Source organism: Bacteroides sp. 4_1_36 (assembly GCF_003466325.1).
Lineage (GTDB): Bacteria > Bacteroidota > Bacteroidia > Bacteroidales > Bacteroidaceae > Bacteroides > Bacteroides uniformis.
Genome location: NZ_QSOX01000003.1, coordinates 99,834 through 118,610 on the forward strand (window position 1 = coordinate 99,834; position 18,777 = coordinate 118,610).

The 18,777-nt window shown below is 40.7% G+C and carries 15 protein-coding genes; 12 read left to right on the top strand and 3 right to left on the bottom strand.

Annotated features, from left to right (window positions below):
- Positions 1-665 precede the first annotated feature (665 nt).
- From DXD65_RS04710 to DXD65_RS04765, 12 genes are all read left to right on the top strand, one after another.
- A complete protein-coding gene (locus DXD65_RS04710) occupies positions 666-2,360 on the top strand; it encodes a tetratricopeptide repeat protein (RefSeq protein WP_005823853.1) in 1,695 nt (564 codons plus the stop codon).
- A 118-nt stretch (positions 2,361-2,478) separates the two neighbouring features.
- The gene (locus tag DXD65_RS04715; protein ID WP_005823851.1) at positions 2,479-2,916 is read left to right on the top strand and encodes a DUF3244 domain-containing protein; all 438 of its coding nucleotides are present in this window, start codon (positions 2,479-2,481) and stop codon (positions 2,914-2,916) included.
- Positions 2,917-2,934: 18 nt separating this feature from the next.
- The gene (locus DXD65_RS04720; protein ID WP_005835286.1) at positions 2,935-4,014 is read left to right on the top strand and encodes a glycosyltransferase; all 1,080 of its coding nucleotides are present in this window, start codon (positions 2,935-2,937) and stop codon (positions 4,012-4,014) included.
- A gap of 1 nt (position 4,015) precedes the next feature.
- Positions 4,016-5,029 carry a hypothetical protein gene (locus tag DXD65_RS04725; protein ID WP_117887395.1) on the top strand — a complete coding sequence of 338 codons (1,014 nt, stop codon included), beginning with the start codon at positions 4,016-4,018 and terminating at the stop codon, positions 5,027-5,029.
- A 56-nt stretch (positions 5,030-5,085) separates the two neighbouring features.
- Positions 5,086-5,295, top strand: a complete 210-nt coding sequence (locus tag DXD65_RS04730; RefSeq protein ID WP_005835287.1) for a TIGR04149 family rSAM-modified RiPP — start codon at positions 5,086-5,088, stop codon at positions 5,293-5,295.
- A gap of 190 nt (positions 5,296-5,485) precedes the next feature.
- A complete protein-coding gene (locus DXD65_RS04735; RefSeq protein ID WP_009037127.1) occupies positions 5,486-6,802 on the top strand; it encodes a 6-bladed beta-propeller in 1,317 nt (438 codons plus the stop codon).
- A gap of 3 nt (positions 6,803-6,805) precedes the next feature.
- Positions 6,806-8,257: a radical SAM peptide maturase gene (locus tag DXD65_RS04740; RefSeq protein WP_051009014.1), complete on the top strand. Its 1,452-nt coding sequence runs from the start codon at positions 6,806-6,808 to the stop codon at positions 8,255-8,257.
- 20 nt (positions 8,258-8,277) lie between these two features.
- Positions 8,278-9,513 (top strand): TIGR04150 pseudo-rSAM protein, encoded by a 1,236-nt coding sequence (locus DXD65_RS04745; RefSeq protein WP_005823840.1) that lies wholly within the window; start codon positions 8,278-8,280, stop codon positions 9,511-9,513.
- Complete coding sequence (locus DXD65_RS04750; protein ID WP_009037125.1) at positions 9,514-11,718, top strand: peptidase domain-containing ABC transporter; 2,205 nt, start codon at positions 9,514-9,516, stop codon at positions 11,716-11,718. It begins immediately after the preceding gene.
- A gap of 3 nt (positions 11,719-11,721) precedes the next feature.
- Complete coding sequence (locus DXD65_RS04755; protein ID WP_005823836.1) at positions 11,722-13,032, top strand: HlyD family secretion protein; 1,311 nt, start codon at positions 11,722-11,724, stop codon at positions 13,030-13,032.
- A gap of 98 nt (positions 13,033-13,130) precedes the next feature.
- Positions 13,131-13,979 carry a formylglycine-generating enzyme family protein gene (locus DXD65_RS04760; protein WP_008665558.1) on the top strand — a complete coding sequence of 283 codons (849 nt, stop codon included), beginning with the start codon at positions 13,131-13,133 and terminating at the stop codon, positions 13,977-13,979.
- Positions 13,980-14,037: 58 nt separating this feature from the next.
- The gene (locus tag DXD65_RS04765; RefSeq protein WP_034533025.1) at positions 14,038-15,243 is read left to right on the top strand and encodes a 6-bladed beta-propeller; all 1,206 of its coding nucleotides are present in this window, start codon (positions 14,038-14,040) and stop codon (positions 15,241-15,243) included.
- A gap of 4 nt (positions 15,244-15,247) precedes the next feature.
- On the opposite strand, the gene DXD65_RS04770 is transcribed toward DXD65_RS04765, so the two are convergent.
- The 3 genes from DXD65_RS04770 to DXD65_RS04780 form a co-directional block, all read right to left on the bottom strand.
- Entirely contained in the window at positions 15,248-16,270 is a 1,023-nt protein-coding gene (locus DXD65_RS04770) for an AI-2E family transporter (RefSeq protein ID WP_005823830.1), read from the bottom strand.
- A 76-nt stretch (positions 16,271-16,346) separates the two neighbouring features.
- The gene (locus DXD65_RS04775) at positions 16,347-16,961 is read right to left on the bottom strand and encodes an L-threonylcarbamoyladenylate synthase (protein WP_008665555.1); all 615 of its coding nucleotides are present in this window, start codon (positions 16,959-16,961) and stop codon (positions 16,347-16,349) included.
- 68 nt (positions 16,962-17,029) lie between these two features.
- Complete coding sequence (locus DXD65_RS04780) at positions 17,030-18,772, bottom strand: ATP-dependent RecD-like DNA helicase (protein WP_005835299.1); 1,743 nt, start codon at positions 18,770-18,772, stop codon at positions 17,030-17,032.
- Positions 18,773-18,777 lie beyond the last annotated feature (5 nt).

Genomic DNA, 18,777 nt, shown 5'->3' on the forward strand with positions numbered 1-18,777 from the left:
GGAAATACGCCGGAAGGTAAGTTAATATCTTGTTTGTTAGTGTATTAATAGAATGTGCAGCATTTTGCAAATATCTTGTTTACACGATAAGCGTTTCGTGTAAACACGGTATTAACTTCGTAAAAGACCGTTTACCGATAGACTGCAGCTGGGCTCATAATAGGAATAAGATAGGTGCACAGTATGGGGAAACTATGAGTATAATAGGTGTTCAACGGTTATGAAGCACCTTGTTGACGGTCGTTAGTCGAGTGGTTGACGGCCGTTGGCAGAGCGCATCACGGCCGATAGGCGCTGATAACTCCGTACAGAAAATGGAAAGGAAGCCTATGTAAGGGGAAACAAGCTCTGAGCTATTTGTTTTGTTTGCCACATTTATCTTGTTTTTGTACATTGTTGAAGCGGTTTTTTGTATCTTTGAAGGGAGAGGCCGTAAAAAAGCTTATTCTCATCCAAAGTTTAATTATATATACATGGATTATGAAGCGATGTATAGTACTGTTCATAACATTCTGCTGTGCAGTTGTTTCTAATGCGTAGACAAATGGCATTGTGACTGATGGGGAAAAAGGATTGCCGTTGGCTGGTGTGAATATTTATCTCCAAAAGGATTCTGTGGGCATAGGAGTTATACGTAATGATAATCTGGTAAAGAACATGTTCATATGAAAAAACTGCTATATCTTGGACTTTTGTCCGTTTGCGTACTGTTAGGTTCTTGCGTAGAGAAGAACGTATTCAATGCTTTTGATAAGGTAGAGAGGTATATGGATGTATATTCTGACAGTGCATTGCTGCTGTTGGAGCAAATTCCTCATCCGGAGAAGCTTCGTGGAAAGCAGCGGGCAGACTATGTGCTGCTGTTGACACAAGCCCGTGATAAGAACTATCTGGATAGCATGCAGTCGGATTCGTTGATAAAGTTGGCGGTAGATTATTATAAGAATGGGGGTGATAACGTGAAAGCGGGGAAGGCATTGTTTTATTATGGCAAAGTGATGGATTTGCAGGGGAATGATACGCTGGCTATGCAAGCCTATTTGAATGCTTTGGCTAAATTGGAGAAAACGGAAGAGTATAAGCTACAAGGCTTGGCATATGAGTATATCGGTATTTTGAATGCAGATAGAAAGCTACACAAAGATGCTCTTGATAATTATCAAAGTTCGGTATATTGTTTTCAAAAGGCAGCCGATACTTTAGGGGTTATATATGCTTATCGGGATATTGCTCGTATTTATTATGTAGAACAACAATATGACAGTGTTTATAACTACATCAATAGGGCTTTGTCCTTGTGTGAAGAAAAGAAAGGATGTATCGATTTTGAACGAGTAACTCCTTCTTTGTTACAAGTAAAAGGAATTGCAAAAAGAAATGAGGGAGATTTGGAAAATGCAATAATCTTGTTGAAAACTGCGGTAGAGACTGAACAAGATAGGCATTCTATGCATCACTGTTCAATGTCATTGGGGAACATTTATTTAAATCAAAATAAGTTGGATGAGGCAAAAAGATATTTTACTTTAGCTTTGAAATCAGAAAGGCCTCGTACTCTGGCAGGGGCATACCACTATTTGTATCTGTTGGAAAAGAGGCAGAAAAAGTATGCAATGGCTCTCTATTTCAAAGAGAAGTCTGATTCGTTGTTGTCCGTTGACCTGGATGCTAAACAAGCATCTCAAATTTTGACTTTGCAACGTAAATATGAAAAAGGAAAGCTTCTTTTAGAAAAGCAACAAGTTGAACACGAAAAGAAAATACAGTTTTATTTTGGGATGGTAATCGTTTTATTTATTATCCTATTATGTCTTGTTTTGTATTTTCTTTTAAGAAAAAGATACAAAGAGATGTTCCGGAAAAATATGCAAGTAATAAAGGAGAATGAGTGCATGATTAAACGATATGTTTATGAACTTGATGTGTTGAAACAAAAAGCAGGTGAAACAGCGGAAACAAATAGAGAGAAGGTTGGTAAATTGAATCAAAAGATTTTGCTGTTGGAGAGTGAGAATAAAAAAATACGTGAAAATGTATGTGTAAATGGTGTTTATCTCTTGGATCAATTGAAGAAGGAAAAGCTGATTGTGAAGAATATGACCAAACAAGAGAAAGAACAGCTCCTTGAATACATGGATTTGATATATGGTAATTTGATTTCTCGGTTAAAGAAAGATTTTAAATTAACGAGTGGTAACCTGATATTGATAGCTTTGCTTAAAGTTGGTTTCACTACCACTGAGTTGATGTTTACTTTTGACTGCGAGATGAATTCTATTTTTACGAAAAAACGGAGATTGAGGGAGAGCTTAAATTTGGATACTACTGATAAATTGGAAGAATTTATAACTCTTTATTAGAAGAACTTCTTGCTTTTCGTCCATTAACTTAGTAGCTTTTTTTTTAGTATTTTCTTGATATATAGTTTGTTATTCTCTTTTGTGTTGTCCACTTGTACTTTCCCTAAGAAGTGATTAAATGGCTATCTTTGTTACATTCAAAACTAAAGATACTATGAAATCATTTTTTATTTTGTTAAGTTTATACTGCTTCTTTGTGGTAAATGTAGTGAATGGAAAGTCAGTAACTTTTCCTTCAAGAGTAGAAATCATCATGGATGAGGATTTTGATTTACCGGATGGTCCGGGGAATGGTCACCGTTCTATTCCTCCAGTGACTCCTTTTTTAGCATTTTTGAATGATGACCACTCCATTGACTTGGAGTTCTATCAATCTATAGGTGAGATTGAAATTGTAATTTCTCAGAATGGGGATGTTGTTTACTCTTCTACTGAGAATATTGACTCTCCAATATTGAGAAAAGTACAATTACAGAAAGGCTTAGTTGGTGATTTTTTACTTGAGATAAAAGGTTTGGATGGAGCTTATGCATTCGGTAGATTTACTATTCATTAATAATGGCTATATAGCACTATGAAACAAATCTCATTTTGCATCACTTGTATGAATCGGCTTAAACATTTACAAGAAACTTTGGAGAAGAATATTCTTGATAATTTCTTAGTAGATGAGGTCGAGTTTGTTGTGCTGGATTATAATTCGCAAGATGGATTAGAAGAATGGATTGCTCAATCTATGATGAAATATATTGAGATGGGTATTCTTGTCTATTATAGGACTACTGAACCAGCTTATTATCGACGCAGCCATAGCAGGAATATGGTTTTCAGATTGGCAGAAGGAGAAGTAGTATGCAATTTGGATGCAGATAATTACTTAGGTAGAGGGTTTGCAGAGTTTATGTTAAAAGAATTTAACAATAAAGAGCGTCTATTTTATACGAGTAATCTTTGTTATCGTGATGTTTTCGGAAGGGTCTGCTTGGAAAGAAAGGAATTCGTTGAGGCGAGAGGATACAATGAAGTGTTTGTAGGATATGGTTTGGAAGATGTTGAATTTTTCAATCGTTTGTTGTGTAGAGGGCTTGTGCAGGAAATTTTTAATCAGAAGGAATTTTATAATGTTTTGATGCATGCAGATGAAGAGCGGATAGCACAAGAGTTTTTGTTGAAGAAGTTGCAGAGTGTCTATCTGGATTATATAAATCCCTACTCTACGAGAGTATTGATGTTGTATAAAGGACAACGTTTTGGCATAGGAGTGATACAGAACAATATTGCAATGAATTATAATCATCCGGATGAATCAGACATGCTAAAACAATGTATAGGGGATAAATATCGACTTGTGATAAAAGGAGAATGGAAAGAAGGAATATGGGATGAGATGGAGAACGGAATTCGACTGAATTTTAAAGATGAGGAAATGATACTTAGAAACAAATCTAATTGTTTGTATGATTTTAATCATCAATATTATAAAGTTAAAGATGCGAATCTGATAGTGGTAATTGTCATGGGTGTAACAGAGGCTATAAACTATCTGAAGATGAAAAAAATGGATAATGATTGTAAAACGGTAAATCCGAATGGGTTCGGACAAGGGATTGTATATCGGAATTTTGATTATACTAATAAAATACTCTTGGCATAATATGAAACAGAATTATACGTTGATGGGAGGAAAAGCGTGGTGTTGTTTTTCTGTTTTTTATTCTCGAAAAGCGTGGGGAAGCCTCTTGACTGAGGTTGTCTCATTCTATCGTGAGTTCCAAAGTTTGTTTCATTATTTTGTGGCTTATTTCTCTGAACAACAAGGAGAACATATCAAAGTCACTTTTTCGTTTGATATTGAGAATATGGTTGAAATACAGGAAAGGGTCGATACTCATTTTTTACTTTTCTTGAATCAAAATCCGTCAGTCCATCCTAAACAGTTCCCTTTCGGAGAAGATTTGTGGTGCTTTTATCCTAACAATTCTTTGGTCTGGAATCAGTATAAGATACAATATCCGGATTTAGATTTATTGCTGGATAAACAATTTACACTTTGCCTTTCCGGATTTTTGAGTGATACTTATGTGGGAGGCAAAAAGCAAATGGAGGGAGAGAACTTTAATTTGCTGGAGCAAATACAACAAAAAGTGTTTACAGAACAAAATGGGATTAGGCTTGCCAAATGGGGATGTTTGATAGAATGTTTAGCTCAAAAGTCTTTGATAGAGATGGATGTGGATGAACAACTTACAGATGTGGATGAATTCTTGATAGCTTTGTGGCAAGAGATGAAAGTGCCTTATATGGGTACATTTCAGTTCTTATTGTGGGTAGGAGATTATTTTCTATTTCGTTTCTATGACGAGAATTCTTTGTTTCGCTCTCGGACTTCTTGGATGTTGGAGCAAATAGTATTAGGTGTTGAACGGCTTTTCTGTCAGTTTGAGTATAGAGTGAGGTATGTTGAACCATTGTTTTTATTTCCAGTTGATGTTTGGCGAGATTTAGGTGAATGGTTACTGTGTGTGGAGAAAGTTTGTATATGTGAGTCGGTAAAAAATGTATTAGCTAAGTTATATGCTTTACCTGAAATGGAGTTTTTGTTACATTGTAATTTCCCAAAGAATACTTTGCGTTGGAAATATCGTGAAATAATATTTGTGGATAAATAATAGAGATAGTTTTATGCTATACATAAATTGAATGTTTAATTAAAATTTTGATGACAATGAAAAAGTTAGGTAAGATTAAATTGGATCAGCTTAATAAAGCTGAACTCAGTGAAAAGGAGTTGAATCGCCTTTTGGGAGGAGAAAACTGTTGTTTGTGTGCTTGCGCTGGACCGTCTGGACCGGTTGACAACTTTAATGCAAATGTTGCAGGTAGTCTGTACTCTCCATCGTGGACTGGCGGTACTCATGGATCACATAGCATGTAGGAATAGTAGTAAATAATACAAGTTTGATGTTTTTTATTCTTGCCTTGTTTATAGGAGAATAAAAATTGTATTTTGCAACTGTTTGAATTGTGAAGTAAGTAATTTGTACCGTTATTTTGGAAGTAGTGGAAGTGCATGATATGTGTGTTTTCTACTACTTTCAGAATGAGGTATATTGATGATTGTATTTATGAAAAATTGTTTTTTACTGATAGCTATTGCTTCATTCTTATTAGGATGTAGTGGCAATAAAAAGGAGAATACTTTGCAAGATGAAGAGGGTACTCCAGTTATTAATCTATCATCAGACAATGTGTCTAAGGTTGCTTTACTACCATTGAGCGAAGCTGCTGCGAAAGTGGAGATTGTTTCGTTGGAGGTGACGGACGAATCTCTAATAGGAGAAATTACTAAAATGAAGGTGACTGATTCTGACATCTGGGTGAAACATTATAAAGACAATCATGTCCTCCGATTTTCACGTTCCGGAAAGTTCTTGAATAAGGTAGGCAAAGTTGGACAAGGACCGGAAGAATATATCAGAATGGCTGATTTCTTCGTGGACGAGAACACCAAAGAAGTATATATCCAGACGACAATAGTTGGAGTTAAAGTCTATGATTATGAAGGCAATTATAAGCGGACAGCTGCAAAAACATCTCCGGATGATGTATTTATGACAATGTATTTCCAATTTGCATTGTATGATAACAAGTTCTTTATAGCTCAAAATCTGGCATTTATCAATAAACCGACACCAAAAGATTCGGTATGGTCTTTTGCATGGGTTGATAGTACTTACCAGAAAAAAAAGATATTCAAAAATCCGGCACATATCGGGCGTGAAGAGGAAATTATGAAGAACGGAATTAATTTCCAGCAGTTTGTTAACTATTGGTTAGAACCTTTTACCAGTATAGATACCTATGGCAATCAGTTGACCTTGAAATATCCGGATACCGATACGATTTATCGTTATGACAGCCCTGCGAATGAGTTGGTACCTCAATATATCATTTCAACCCATGAAGAAAAAGGTGATTATGGGGCGACTCATGTTTGGTTTAGGGAAAGAAGCGCTTTCGATTATTTTTCCATATATTCTTATTATCCGAGTAAGGATAATATCTATCTGCTGTGCAGTAAGGGGGAAACCATTTATACTTATTGTTATGGCAAACAGACTGGAAAAGTGAAAGTAAAAGAGCGAAAATCCGAGATTACGGAACGAATGCTGGGTAATCACACCCTTCGTAGGCTGGAAGGTGCTAAGTACTTTATCTTGGATAATGATTTGTGTGGAGGGTCGTTCCATGTAGATTATCGTTCACAAGGAAAGTATTGGATAGATGTACTTATTCCGAACAGTGAAGACAACTGGATAGATATAGACGAGATGAGAACTTCTGACGTAAAGGATGAATCTCTAAAAGCAAAATTCATCCATACTTTGGAGAATGTAGAGGAAGAGAGTAATCCGATATTGGTAATTGCTACATTAAAATAGTAAATGATGGATAAGTCTTTTTTGATAACTACTGGGAATCAGCATCAATATGTATATTCGGATGCTTTGTGCTATTTTCTTTATGTGCCGGAAGAAATGGCAACTGTAATGGAACATATGGATGCATCACTTGTTGATAGAACAAATTATTACGAACGTAAACTGAAATTTCTGAAAGAACATTGTTTTTTTGAAAAGAGAGAGGTAACATTTCAAACAGATTATAGTGAAGAATTGGTAAAACGAAACCTTGCAGGGTTGCGGCAATTATTGATTGAAGTAACTGATAGGTGTAATTTGGAATGTAAGTATTGTGGTTATGGTGAATTTTATTCTAATTATGACCGGCGAGAAACAGGTGACCAGTCTTTTGAAAACGTAAAACTATTGGTAGATTATTTGACTAAACTATGGTGTTCTGATTATAATGTTTCTCATAAAAATGAGATTACAATTGGATTTTATGGCGGAGAACCTCTGCTGAATATGAAACTGGTGAAGGAAACAATTGCCTATATTGAGAGTTTGAATTTGCCTTCTTTGATTTTTAATTACAATACAACCACGAATGCTATGCTACTGGACCGGTATATGGACTATTTGGTGGAAAAGAATTTTAGTATTCTGATTAGTTTGGACGGGAATGAGGTGCAATCTGCTTATCGGGTAGATAAGCATGGAAATTCGTCTTTCTCACGTGTAGTCAGAAACGTAAAGAAACTGCAAGAAACCTATCCGGATTATTTTGAAAAGAAAGTAAATTTCAACTCTGTATTGCATAACTTGAATTCTGTTGCAGAATGTTATTATTCCATCAAAGAACTGTTTGGGAAGAATCCTCGTATGGCGCAGCTAAATACTACTGGGCTTATTCCGGAACGTGTTGAAGAGTTTTCTAAAATGTTTAATGATAGAGTGAGGAGCTTTGATGAAGCAGTGCAACACGAGGATTTGAAGTATACTTTCATTAAGGATGGCAGCCGTTCCGTGAGCTATCATTCGATGTTGATGCGATATGGTGGTAATCGTTATGCTACTTATTTGGATTTGTTTGATACGGGGTGGGAAGACCGATACATTCCCACAGGCACTTGTCGCCCTTTTGAACGCAAATTATTTTTGACAGTTCGTGGAAAAATTCTTCCATGCGAAAAGATTGGACAAGAACATGCTATTGGATATCTGAAGGATGGAAAACTGAATTTGGACTGTGCAGCTGTAGCTAAATATTATAGTTCGATGTACGAAAAGGTAGTAAAAAGCTGTCGACACTGTTATTTAAAAAGGAGCTGCGGTCAGTGCTTGTTTTTGTTGAAGGAAAAGAATGGGCAATTGATATGTCCCGGCATACAAACGGATGCTAAGTTGAAAGAGGAGTTTGGGATTTTTTTAACGTATGCTGAGAATTATCCGAATCATTATGAGGAGTTGTTATCTTCTATTGTAGTCGATTAATTGAAAAAGGAGTAAATGCAATGAATTATTTATTTTATTTGGAGCCTTATGCGTTTTTGTTGCGTAGTAATGACAAAACAGTAGTTTATAATACTCTGAATGCAACTTATTTGATTTGTCCTGATTATCCGATTGTACAGTTGATTATTGAACAGTGGCAAAATCCGACGAATGGGTATAGTGTTTTGTTGGATAAGGAAATGATGGAAAACGAAGTTGTAAGACATTTTGTTGAGGCTGTAAGAGAATTGTTTTCGGGTGATTGTATAGAATATGACGGGAAATTTCCTAAGCCTTATATCTTTCAGCCAACTTTGTTCTTGAATTCAGATATACGTGTCAAAGATGAGGAAAAAAAAGCCTCTTTGGGAAATCGTGTTATGGAAAACCTTAATGAAGTAAATCTGTATTTACCGGCAACGTGTGAGTTGGAGTGTCCGGCTTGTACTTCTTACTTCCATCAAATAAATCACTGTACTGTTCACTCCGGTGATGGACTGAAAACAGACGATTATCGTCGATTAATACGCCAATTCTTGATGAATGGCATTAAACGGATTAATATATTTGCAGGAGGAAATCCGAATAAAAATAGCTATGTTAGGCAATTGCTTCCTGACATGGAAAAATCAAAGGTAGATGTGCATTTGTATTTGGATAATACATTCTTGTGTAGTGAATATGAAGAATTGGTGCAACAGACCAAATGTGTTTTAGAAGTTTTAGTCCATGCTGAAGGTTTTGGTAATCAGCTGACTGAAGATATGCAGAAGTTCCCGTACGATAGAGTGAAGTGGAATTTGATAGTATCCAATGAATCTGATATGGAACGTATAGAAAAAATGGAGATACCTGCAGAAACGGTAGTTCAAATAAAACCTTTTTATACAGCGGAAAATAAAGATTTCTTTAGAGAGTATGTCTACTTGGATATGCAAGATATATTGGCTGCCCCTATTGATAGAAAAACGATATTTAGGCATCGGACTTTGAATGATAATTTTTTCGGTAAGTTAACAATTTATCCTTCGGGAGAAGTCTATGCCAATGTGAATTGCAGTGTATTAGGAAATATACAAGATTCATCTTTAAAGGAACTTCTCTATAAAGAAATAACAGAAGGAAATGCTTGGCTTAGAATTAGAGGCAATGAAAAACCTTGTAACCAATGTGTTAATAGGGATTTATGTCCCTCTATCTCTAATTATGAGCTGGTGATAGGAAAAAACAATTTATGTAATATACCAATTGAATAAGTGGACGTATTCCCATATTATCGTCAGCTTGATGCCATGGATTGTGGTCCTACTTGCCTACGTATGATAGCTAAGTTTTATGGTAAGAGCTATTCTTTGCAGACTTTGCGTGCCCGTTCTTTTATTTCTCGCAATGGTGTTTCCATGTTAGGCATCAGCGATGCCGCTGAGTCTATTGGTTTCAGAACGTCCGGAGTTCGTGTCTCTTTTGAACAATTGGCGGAAGATGTTCCTCTGCCTTGCATTTTGCATTGGAATCAGAGTCATTTTGTGGTTTGCTATGATGTTAAGAAAAAGAAAGGGCAATACTCGTTTAGAATAGCAGACCCTGCAACTCAGTTGGTTACGTATAATGAACTGGAATTGAAGCGATGCTGGTTAGCTACCAAATCGGACGGAGAAGAGAAGGGGACTGCACTTGCACTGGAACCCACTCCTGACTTTTATAATGGTGAGGGAGAACCGGAACTGAAAGAAAGAGGGTTGCGTTTTTTCTTCCGTTATCTGACTCCCTATAGGAAAGAGTTGTTTCAGCTGATATTGGGCATGTTGGTGGTGAGCTTACTTCAGCTTATCCTACCTTTTCTTACGCAAGCCTTGGTGGATGTGGGTATCAGTGACGGAAATTTGAGCTTTATTACCTTAGTGCTGGTTGCGCAGATTATAATCTCGGTATCACAACTATCGGTAGAGTTTATCCGTAGCTGGATATTGTTGCATGTGAATACGCGTATATCCATCTCCCTTATTTCGGACTTTTTGGCAAAGTTGATGAAGTTGCCGCTTCATTTTTTTGATACGAAGATGGTGGGAGACATTATACAGCGCATTGGTGACCATGACCGTATAAAGAATTTTCTGACAGGTTCTTCTATTAGTACGCTCTTTTCCTTTGTCAGTTTTTTCATCTTTGCTATTGTACTTGCTTACTACAATTTGGTGGTATTGGGAATCTTTCTTTTAGGTAACAGCTTGTATATTGCCTGGATACTTGCTTTTATGAAATATCGCCGTGAATTGGATATCCGTCGGTTTGCACAAGCAGCCGGAGAGCAGAGTAACCTTGTGCAGATGGTGACCGCTATGCAGGAAATAAAGTTGAATAACTGCGAGACACAGAAGCGCTGGCAGTGGGAGCGTATTCAGGTGAAACTGTTTAAAATCAGCGTAAAAGGGTTGGCTTTGGGGCAAGTACAACAAGTAGGTTCTGTATTTTTCAATCAGACCACGAATATTATAATCTCGTTTATTGCGGCAAAGGCGGTGGTGGAAGGGGAGATGACACTGGGTATGATGATGTCTCTGACTTATATCATCGGTCAGCTCAGTGCGCCGGTCTCTTCTTTTATAGGATTTGCGCAGCAGTTTCAGGACGCCAAGATAAGTCTGGAACGGCTGAATGAGGTACATGGGAAACCGGATGAGGAGCAGGATATTGCTTCCAAATTGTCCGTTTTGCCTGAGAGACGGGATATAAAGATGGAAAATGTGTGCTTCAGTTACGATGGAGCGGATAGAGACTATGTGCTGGATAATGTCTCTTTAGTGATTCCCGAACATAAAGTGACAGCTATTGTAGGTGCGAGCGGGAGTGGAAAGACTACTCTGGTGAAACTGATGCTTGGTTTCTATTCGCCCAATAAGGGGGCTGTGAAGGTGGGTGATGCTTCGTTAGAGAACATAAATCCCCACTTGTGGCGTGCCAAGACGGGAGCCGTGATGCAGGACGGCTTTATCTTTTCGGAAACCATTGCGCAGAATATTGCTGTGGGAGAGGAGCAGATTGATGTGGAGCGGCTGCGCCATGCCGTGGCGGTAGCCAATATCCGTGATTTCATAGACTCGCTTCCATTGGGGTATAACACCAAAATCGGTATGGAGGGAAACGGTATCAGTCAGGGGCAGAAACAACGTTTGCTGATAGCGCGTGCCGTGTATAAAAATCCGGAATTTCTTTTCTTCGACGAAGCCACCAATGCCTTGGATGCGAATAATGAAAAGGAGATTATGGAACATCTGCATGAATTCTATAAAGGGAAAACCGTAGTGGTAGTGGCGCATAGGCTCAGTACGGTGAAGGATGCCGACAAGATTGTGGTGCTGGATAGGGGATGCATTGCGGAAGAAGGTACCCATCGGGAACTGACGGAGCGGAAAGGAATGTATTATCGGCTGGTTAAGAATCAGCTGGAATTGGGTAGCTAATGAATGGAGGAAGAGAAGATATATAAGGATATAGAACTTCGCAGTGAAGAAGTGCAGGAGGTGATGAACCACATTTCTCCTTGGGTGGTGAGGTGTGGGATTACTGTCTTGGCAGTGATTCTGTTGATGGTACTGGTTGGTTGTTGGATATTCAGGTATCCGGACACCTTGGCGGCAGAGGTGACTCTGGCCACGGAGGAACCTCCCGCCTTTGTGCTGTCACATGCTACTGGGAAACTCGATACGCTTTATGTGAAGAACGGGAGTTCGGTGGAGGCAGATACGGATTTGGGTGTGATTGGTAATGCGGCATGTTCTGAAGATGTACGTCTCCTTAAGAAATGGATGAAGGCATGGGAAACGCAGGATTATGATTGGCAGAAAGGAGTGGAGCTTTTTATCGGCAGGCGCTGGCAGTTGGGGGAACTGCAATCGGCTTTTGCAGCTTTCATTACTTCACTTACAGAATATGCACGTTTTATGGAGTTGGACTATTACGCTCGGAAACTTTGTTTTCAGGAAAAACAACTGGGTGGACAACGCTCCTATCTTCGGTTGGCAGAGCGGGAATATGAGTTGATTGATAAGGATATAAAGCTTGCCGAGAGTATGTATATCCGTGATTCTATTTTATATGTGCGCAAGGCGATGATTGCTGCGGAATTTGAGGAGTCTGGAAGCAGATATTTGCAAAGTTTGCGTTCTAAAGAAGAGGTACGTATGAGTTTGCTTCAGGCAGAAATGCAGTTGGTGCAACATGAGGAGAATATGTTGGATATACGTAAGCAAGCATACGATGAGGAACAGAGTCGTCGGACTGATTTAAAGAATGCCATAGGGCAGTTAGCCGCGCAATTGAGTGCATGGGAGCACTCTTATTTATTGAAAAGTCCGGTCAGGGGGAAGGTTACTTTTATGACGGTTTGGAGTCGTAACCAGAATGTGAAAGCCGGTGAGACGGTTTTCACGATTCAGCCATCCGACAGTTCAAGGGTGTTAGGTAAGGCTCTACTTCCTTTGCAGGGTTCGGGTAAGGTACATGTGGGACAGCGGGTGCATATACGTCTGAATAATTATCCCGACCAGGAGTTTGGCTATGTAAAAGGGCAGGTTGCAAGTATCTCTCCTGCTCCAACGGAAGAGGGAATGTATATAGTAGAAATAACTTTGCCTGACGGCATGCAGACCAACTACGGCAAACAGCTGCCTGTTTCGCGTGAGTTGAAAGGTACGGCAGACATTATCCTTGCTGACAAGAATGTATTGGAAAGGTTGTTGGCTCCGTTGAGGAAAGTGGTGGAATATGAAAAATAGTTCTATGTAAATTTCGTAATTCATTTGTTTTTAGTATGTTTGTGCTATTCGTATATATAGTATGAAATACTAAGGAAGAGAATGTTCTTAATGAAAGTATGAAAAGAAGAGTTAAAGCATTGACTGTTGTTTTGGCAATATGTCTTATAACTGTTTTTATTCGATGTCAGTCGAATGAAACTCCTATTCAGCAACTTATAGTTGTTGTGAATGGGGATTCTATTGAGATGGTTTTTGTGAAAGGAGGTACATTTATGATGGGATGTACAGATGAGCAGGGATGTGACTGTGAGGATAACGAGAAACCAGCACGTAAGGAGTCGGTATCTGATTTTTACATAGGAAAATATGAAGTTACTCAAAGGCTGTGGAGGGCGGTTATGGATACTGATTCCATTTTGCCGTTTAATGGGGGATGCGAAGATTGCCCGATGGAAAATGTAAGCTGGAAAAATGCGCAGGAGTTTATCGGTAGATTAAATGCTATGACCGGTAAAACATTTCGTCTTCCGACTGAGGCCGAATGGGAATACGCAGCGCGTGGTGGACACAAAAGTAAGCACTATAAATACAGTGGCAGCAATCAGGTAAGTGAGGTGGCTTGGTATGTTGGGAATTCCTCTGGCGGACAATATGGAGAAGCTGGAACTACCCGTCCGGTAGGTCTGAAAAAAAGCAATGAATTGGGATTGTATGATATGAGTGGCAATGTTTGGGAGTGGTGTGGTGATTTGTACACTAAAGAATACAAGCAAGGTGGTAAGTCTATCCATCCGGGATGGCCTTTTGAGGGTACTTATCTTTTTTTCCGCCGAATATTGCGAGGTGGAAGTTGGGGAGGAACAGCAAAGGGGTGTCGGGTGTCGTACATTGATTACGACATTGAGAATTATAGTGACGAGTATGGAGGTTTTCGCCTTGTGATGGAGCCGGAATCGATTAAATAATGTAATTAATGATGATAAGTGATATTTTACTACTTTCAGAGTAATGAATAGAAATGGTATGAGATATATGTGGAAATTCTTTTTATTATTGATGTTGGTTGTAACTTCGTGTTCCGAAAAGCAGATTGATGGCAATGTAATTAATGTTGCGGAAGCAATGAGTAGATTGTCAGAAGGACAATCTGTACAAAATTTGTTTTCCAGCATAAGTTATATTCCTTTGGAGACTAATGAGCAGGCTATTATAGGAAAATATCCGGAGTGCATAATTATGGATAGTGCGATATTGGTATCTTCTGTCCATCAGAATCTGAAGCTTTTTGACCGTACTAACGGGAAGTATATTCGGGATATTGGACACGTAGGTACTGATCCGGAAGGATATGCAAAGGATTCATGGGGGAAAGTGAGCTTTTGGGCTGATGCGGTTCGGAGAACCGTTTATCTATTGGGATGGAATAATGATTTCCTACTATATGGATTTGATGGGAAATATAAGGATAGAATTCGATTGCAAGATACAGTCAATTGTATTCTGTCCCAAAATTACTATTTGATGGATGCGGACAGAATTTGGGGACATAATAAAATGAAACTCTCTCCGGAGACGCCATCAGTCTTTTATATGGATAGAAATACGATGTCATTGACCGGTATTGCTACATGGAATTCAGCCCTGCTTCCCATGGATGAGGTTTTGTCGGTTTCAAATTTGTTGGGGGGCAATGTTGCTTATGGAGGTGACTTGGCAATGGCAGAATTTGTTGGTGACCGGAAATATTATACGGCAATCAATAGCCCTTCGTTATGGAAATCTAAGGATGCCATCCGAGTGAAACAAGCTTTTAATGATACTATCTATACTATTTCAGAGCAGGGACTTACTCCATATCTGGTTTTTGAACTGGGTGAGTGGCACTGGAATGAGCAGCAGCAATTGGATGTAGAAGGATGTGATAAAAAAATAGCCATAGACTATATTCTGGAGAATGCAGAGTACATCTATTTCCATTTTCATACAAGCTTATATTTAGAAGAAAGTCAGTCATATTGTGGATTTTACCATAAGGAAAAGAAAACTGTTGTTTGCCAAAAGGGTGATAGCTTATTTGATAAAATGAATAATCAGCATATCCAAATCAGGGGAGTCACTTCGGATGGACATTTTTTTGCTTTGTTACAACCGGATGAACTCAGTGATGATAATCAACGGAGAATGGGAGTAGAAGAGGAAGGTAACCCTATTATGGTCATGCTTTATTAAGTACTTATTCCGTCGTCTTCCCCCTTGCATCCAAATACCCTCTTTTAAACATATCCACGAACAGAAAGAATAGTGACAAGAGCAGTGGCCCGAAGATGACACCCATGAATCCGAAAAGGGACAAGCCGATTACAACTCCGAAGACAGTGATAAGCGGATGAATGTCTGCCATTTTCTTCTGGATGATGAAGCGTATCAGGTTGTCGAGCTGTGAAATGACTGCACCGCCATAGATGGCCAGGCCGATAGCTTGAACCCAGTTGCCTATCAATGCCATGTAGACAGCTATCGGAAACCATACCAGCGCTGTTCCTACCATTGGGATGATGCTGGCGAAGCAGGTCAGGAAACCGGCGAACAAGATGTTGGGAGCACCGAAAATCCAGTAGCCTATCATGGCTACTCCTCCTTGTATGACGGCGAGTAAGGGGATGCCGATGGCATTGGAGCGGACAATCATGTTGATTTCGTGGATGACGTTTTGTGTATTGTCATCGTTGAACGGCAGTAGGTCGTTGACGTACTGTTCCATCTTTTTGCCCCCTATCAGCATGAAGTAGAGTACAAAGACCAGTACGAAGATGTTGACGGCAAAACTGCTGATACCTCCCATGATGGCTTGCCCGATGCGGGGAAGAATTGAAATGACGTATGCCACCGTGTCTTTCCCCAAGATATAGTAGCCGGTTTTGGCTTTAATGATGTTGGCCGCTTCTTCGAAAGGAGCTATAATGGCTTGCGGGTCCAGATTGATGTTTTGAAGATTGACCACAGCCAGCCATACCACCAGCCCAAGTGGAACCAGAAAGCAGAGAATTGCCTCTGCCGTAATGAGGGTGGCAGCTATGCTGCGCTTCATTTTCCGCTTGTCGGAAAGGTACATCATCTGCTTTCTCACCAGGATATAGATAGTCAAGGCTCCCAGCAGACCGCCCATGAATGGGGCTATTTGTCTGAAAAGAATGATTCCCAGCCCGATAATGATGGCTATCAATGAATATTTCCAGTATTGTTCTTTTGTGCTCATAAAGTTCCTGTATTTCTTAGTAAAGAAACATAAAAGAAGTTGAAAAGGTTTGGAAATTGTGGCCGGAATTCAATATTTATCCTTCGTCCAGCCAGCCTAACCCCTGGCGTATGATTTCCGGCTCCCCATTGGTGCAATCCACTACGGTAGAGCCTTCCGTACCGCCGATACCGCCGTCTATTACCAAATCGACAATATCACCGAATTTCTCGTCAATCAGTTCCGGGTCTGTGCAGTATTCAATGTCCTCATTGTCCTCATGCGGCAATGTAGTTGTCATGATGGGAGCATCCAGCAGGCGGGCTATTTCCTGAATGATGGAATTGTCCGGCATACGGATGCCGACCTCCTTACGGTTGCGGAATATCTTGGGCAGACGGGTGGTGCCGTTCAGAATAAAGGTGAAGGCTCCGGGCAGATTACGCTTCATCAGCTTGAAAGTGGCGTTATCTACTTTGGCGTATTCGCTTACTTTACTCAGGTCGTAGCAGATGATGGAAAGATTGTTCTTCTTGGGGTCGATATTCTTGAGGCGGCAGATGCGCTCGATGGCGCGCTCCTTCAGTCCGTGGCAGCCGATGGCATACATGGTGTCGGTAGGGTAGATAAGGATACCACCGTCATTCAGTAGGTCGACCACCTGCTGCAGGTCGGCGGGATTGTTATTTTTTTCATAAAGTTTCAGAAGCATGGCAGAAATGGATTTGAGTTTTATATTACATGCAAAAATAGATAATAATCGGCTTATAAACAAGCAATTCACCTTTTTAGCATCTCTTTCTCCAGTTTCTTTATCTTCTTCCAGGCCTCTTTGAATTTGGGACAGAGGGTGACGGCTTTCTCATAGTTTTTCATGGCCGCCTCCTTCATGTCATGCTTCAGGCATTCGTCACCCATAAGGATGTATTCGCGGGCATACTTCACGAGGGCTTTCTCTTTCTCCAGTGCTGCTTGTTTCAGTGCACGGTTTTCCTCTTTCAGACGGTTGATGATGTTCAGCTTCCGGCGGATGAGGCGCTGCACGTTGGGCTTCTCGATGTCGTAGCGGGAATGGATGGCTTTGAAAAACTCATCCAGGAAAGTGCCGAAGTCCCCTTTGTCGAAGGCTTTGGCGGCGGCAACGTATTGAACGTCTGCCTGTGCTTGCTTCAAGGCACGGTCGATGGCGGTGCGGTTGTTGAAGCGTTCGGAGAAGCTGACAATCTCCGGACGCACGAATACATCGGCACGGCTGATGGGCTTTTTCAGCTGGATGCCTTCCAGCGAGGTGCAGCGGCTGAGGGCTACGTATGCCTGCCCACCGGCAAACACGCCGCCGGTAAAGTCGATGACTACCCGGCTGAAGGTCAGCCCTTGGCTCTTGTGGACGGTGATGGCCCATGCCAGGCGCACGGGATATTGTGTAAAGGTTCCCAGTTCTTCCTCTTCAATCTGTTTCTTTTCTTCGTTGTATTTGTAGCGGATGTTTCGCCACGACTCTCGTTTGACGTCACATTCCTTGCCGTCGTCGGTGATGACGTAGAGGGTCTCTTCGATAGGGTCGAAGCCGCTGATGACGCCGATGGTGCCGTTCACCCAGCGGCGGTCGAAGTCATTCTTGATGAAGATGATTTGTGCGCCCGGTTTCAGTACCAGTTCCTGCGAGGTGGGGAGGCTGCTTTCGGGAAAGTCTCCCATGATTTCGCCGTAGAAGGTGACCGGGTCACCGGGAAGTTCCGCCAGTTTTTTGTCGTTGATGTAGTCCACATTGTCACGGCGGGTGGCGAGGGTGATGTACATGTCGGCTTCCGATTGCTCTATTTGGGTGCCATAGCGGGTGTTGAGCAGCTGAAGTTCGGCAGAGCCGACGGTATTGTTGCGGATGTGGTCCAGCACATGGATGAACTTGCTGTCTGTTTGCCGGTATACTTTCTGCAGTTCGATGGAGACAAGGTCTATCTGGCCGAATACCCTGGCAGAGAAGAAATAAGGGGTAGGGTAGAATCGGTTCAGTATCTCCCGTTCATCTCCTTTGACGACGGGTTCCAACTGGAACACATCGCCCACCAATAATATCTGTTTGCCGCCGAAGGGTTCGCGCAGGTTGCGGGAATAGACGCGCAGGATGCGGTCTACGGCGTCGATGATGTCGGCGCGTACCATGGAAATCTCGTCGATGATGACCAGTTCCAGTTCTTCCAGTAGTTTGCGGTGGGGTTTGGTGTATTTGAAAAATTCGTGGATGCGTCCCCGTTGCAGACTGAAGTTCGGGTCATCGGGCAGCAGGGGGTAGAAGGGCAGTTTGAAGAAGCTGTGCAGGGTACTGCCTCCGGCATTGATGGCGGCTATGCCGGTAGGGGCAAGCACTACATGCTTTTTCTTCGTATTCGCGCAGATATATTTCAGGAAGGTCGATTTGCCCGTACCTGCCTTGCCCGTCAGGAATACGGACTGACGGGTATACTGAATGAGGTTCAAGGCATCTTGAAACTCTTTGTTTTGTGTATCGGGAACGAAGCTCAAAAGAT

Coding starts and splice junctions, on each gene's coding strand:
- DXD65_RS04715 (WP_005823851.1), top strand. CDS start 2,479: ATGGCTATCTTTGTTACATTCAAAACTAAAGATACTATGAAATCATTT.
- DXD65_RS04725 (WP_117887395.1), top strand. CDS start 4,016: ATGAAACAGAATTATACGTTGATGGGAGGAAAAGCGTGGTGTTGTTTT.
- DXD65_RS04770 (WP_005823830.1), bottom strand. CDS start 16,270: ATGAGCACAAAAGAACAATACTGGAAATATTCATTGATAGCCATCATT.
- DXD65_RS04720 (WP_005835286.1), top strand. CDS start 2,935: ATGAAACAAATCTCATTTTGCATCACTTGTATGAATCGGCTTAAACAT.
- DXD65_RS04745 (WP_005823840.1), top strand. CDS start 8,278: ATGAATTATTTATTTTATTTGGAGCCTTATGCGTTTTTGTTGCGTAGT.
- DXD65_RS04730 (WP_005835287.1), top strand. CDS start 5,086: ATGAAAAAGTTAGGTAAGATTAAATTGGATCAGCTTAATAAAGCTGAA.
- DXD65_RS04710 (WP_005823853.1), top strand. CDS start 666: ATGAAAAAACTGCTATATCTTGGACTTTTGTCCGTTTGCGTACTGTTA.
- DXD65_RS04735 (WP_009037127.1), top strand. CDS start 5,486: ATGAAAAATTGTTTTTTACTGATAGCTATTGCTTCATTCTTATTAGGA.
- DXD65_RS04775 (WP_008665555.1), bottom strand. CDS start 16,961: ATGCTTCTGAAACTTTATGAAAAAAATAACAATCCCGCCGACCTGCAG.
- DXD65_RS04755 (WP_005823836.1), top strand. CDS start 11,722: ATGGAGGAAGAGAAGATATATAAGGATATAGAACTTCGCAGTGAAGAA.
- DXD65_RS04740 (WP_051009014.1), top strand. CDS start 6,806: ATGATGGATAAGTCTTTTTTGATAACTACTGGGAATCAGCATCAATAT.
- DXD65_RS04765 (WP_034533025.1), top strand. CDS start 14,038: ATGAGATATATGTGGAAATTCTTTTTATTATTGATGTTGGTTGTAACT.
- DXD65_RS04760 (WP_008665558.1), top strand. CDS start 13,131: ATGAAAAGAAGAGTTAAAGCATTGACTGTTGTTTTGGCAATATGTCTT.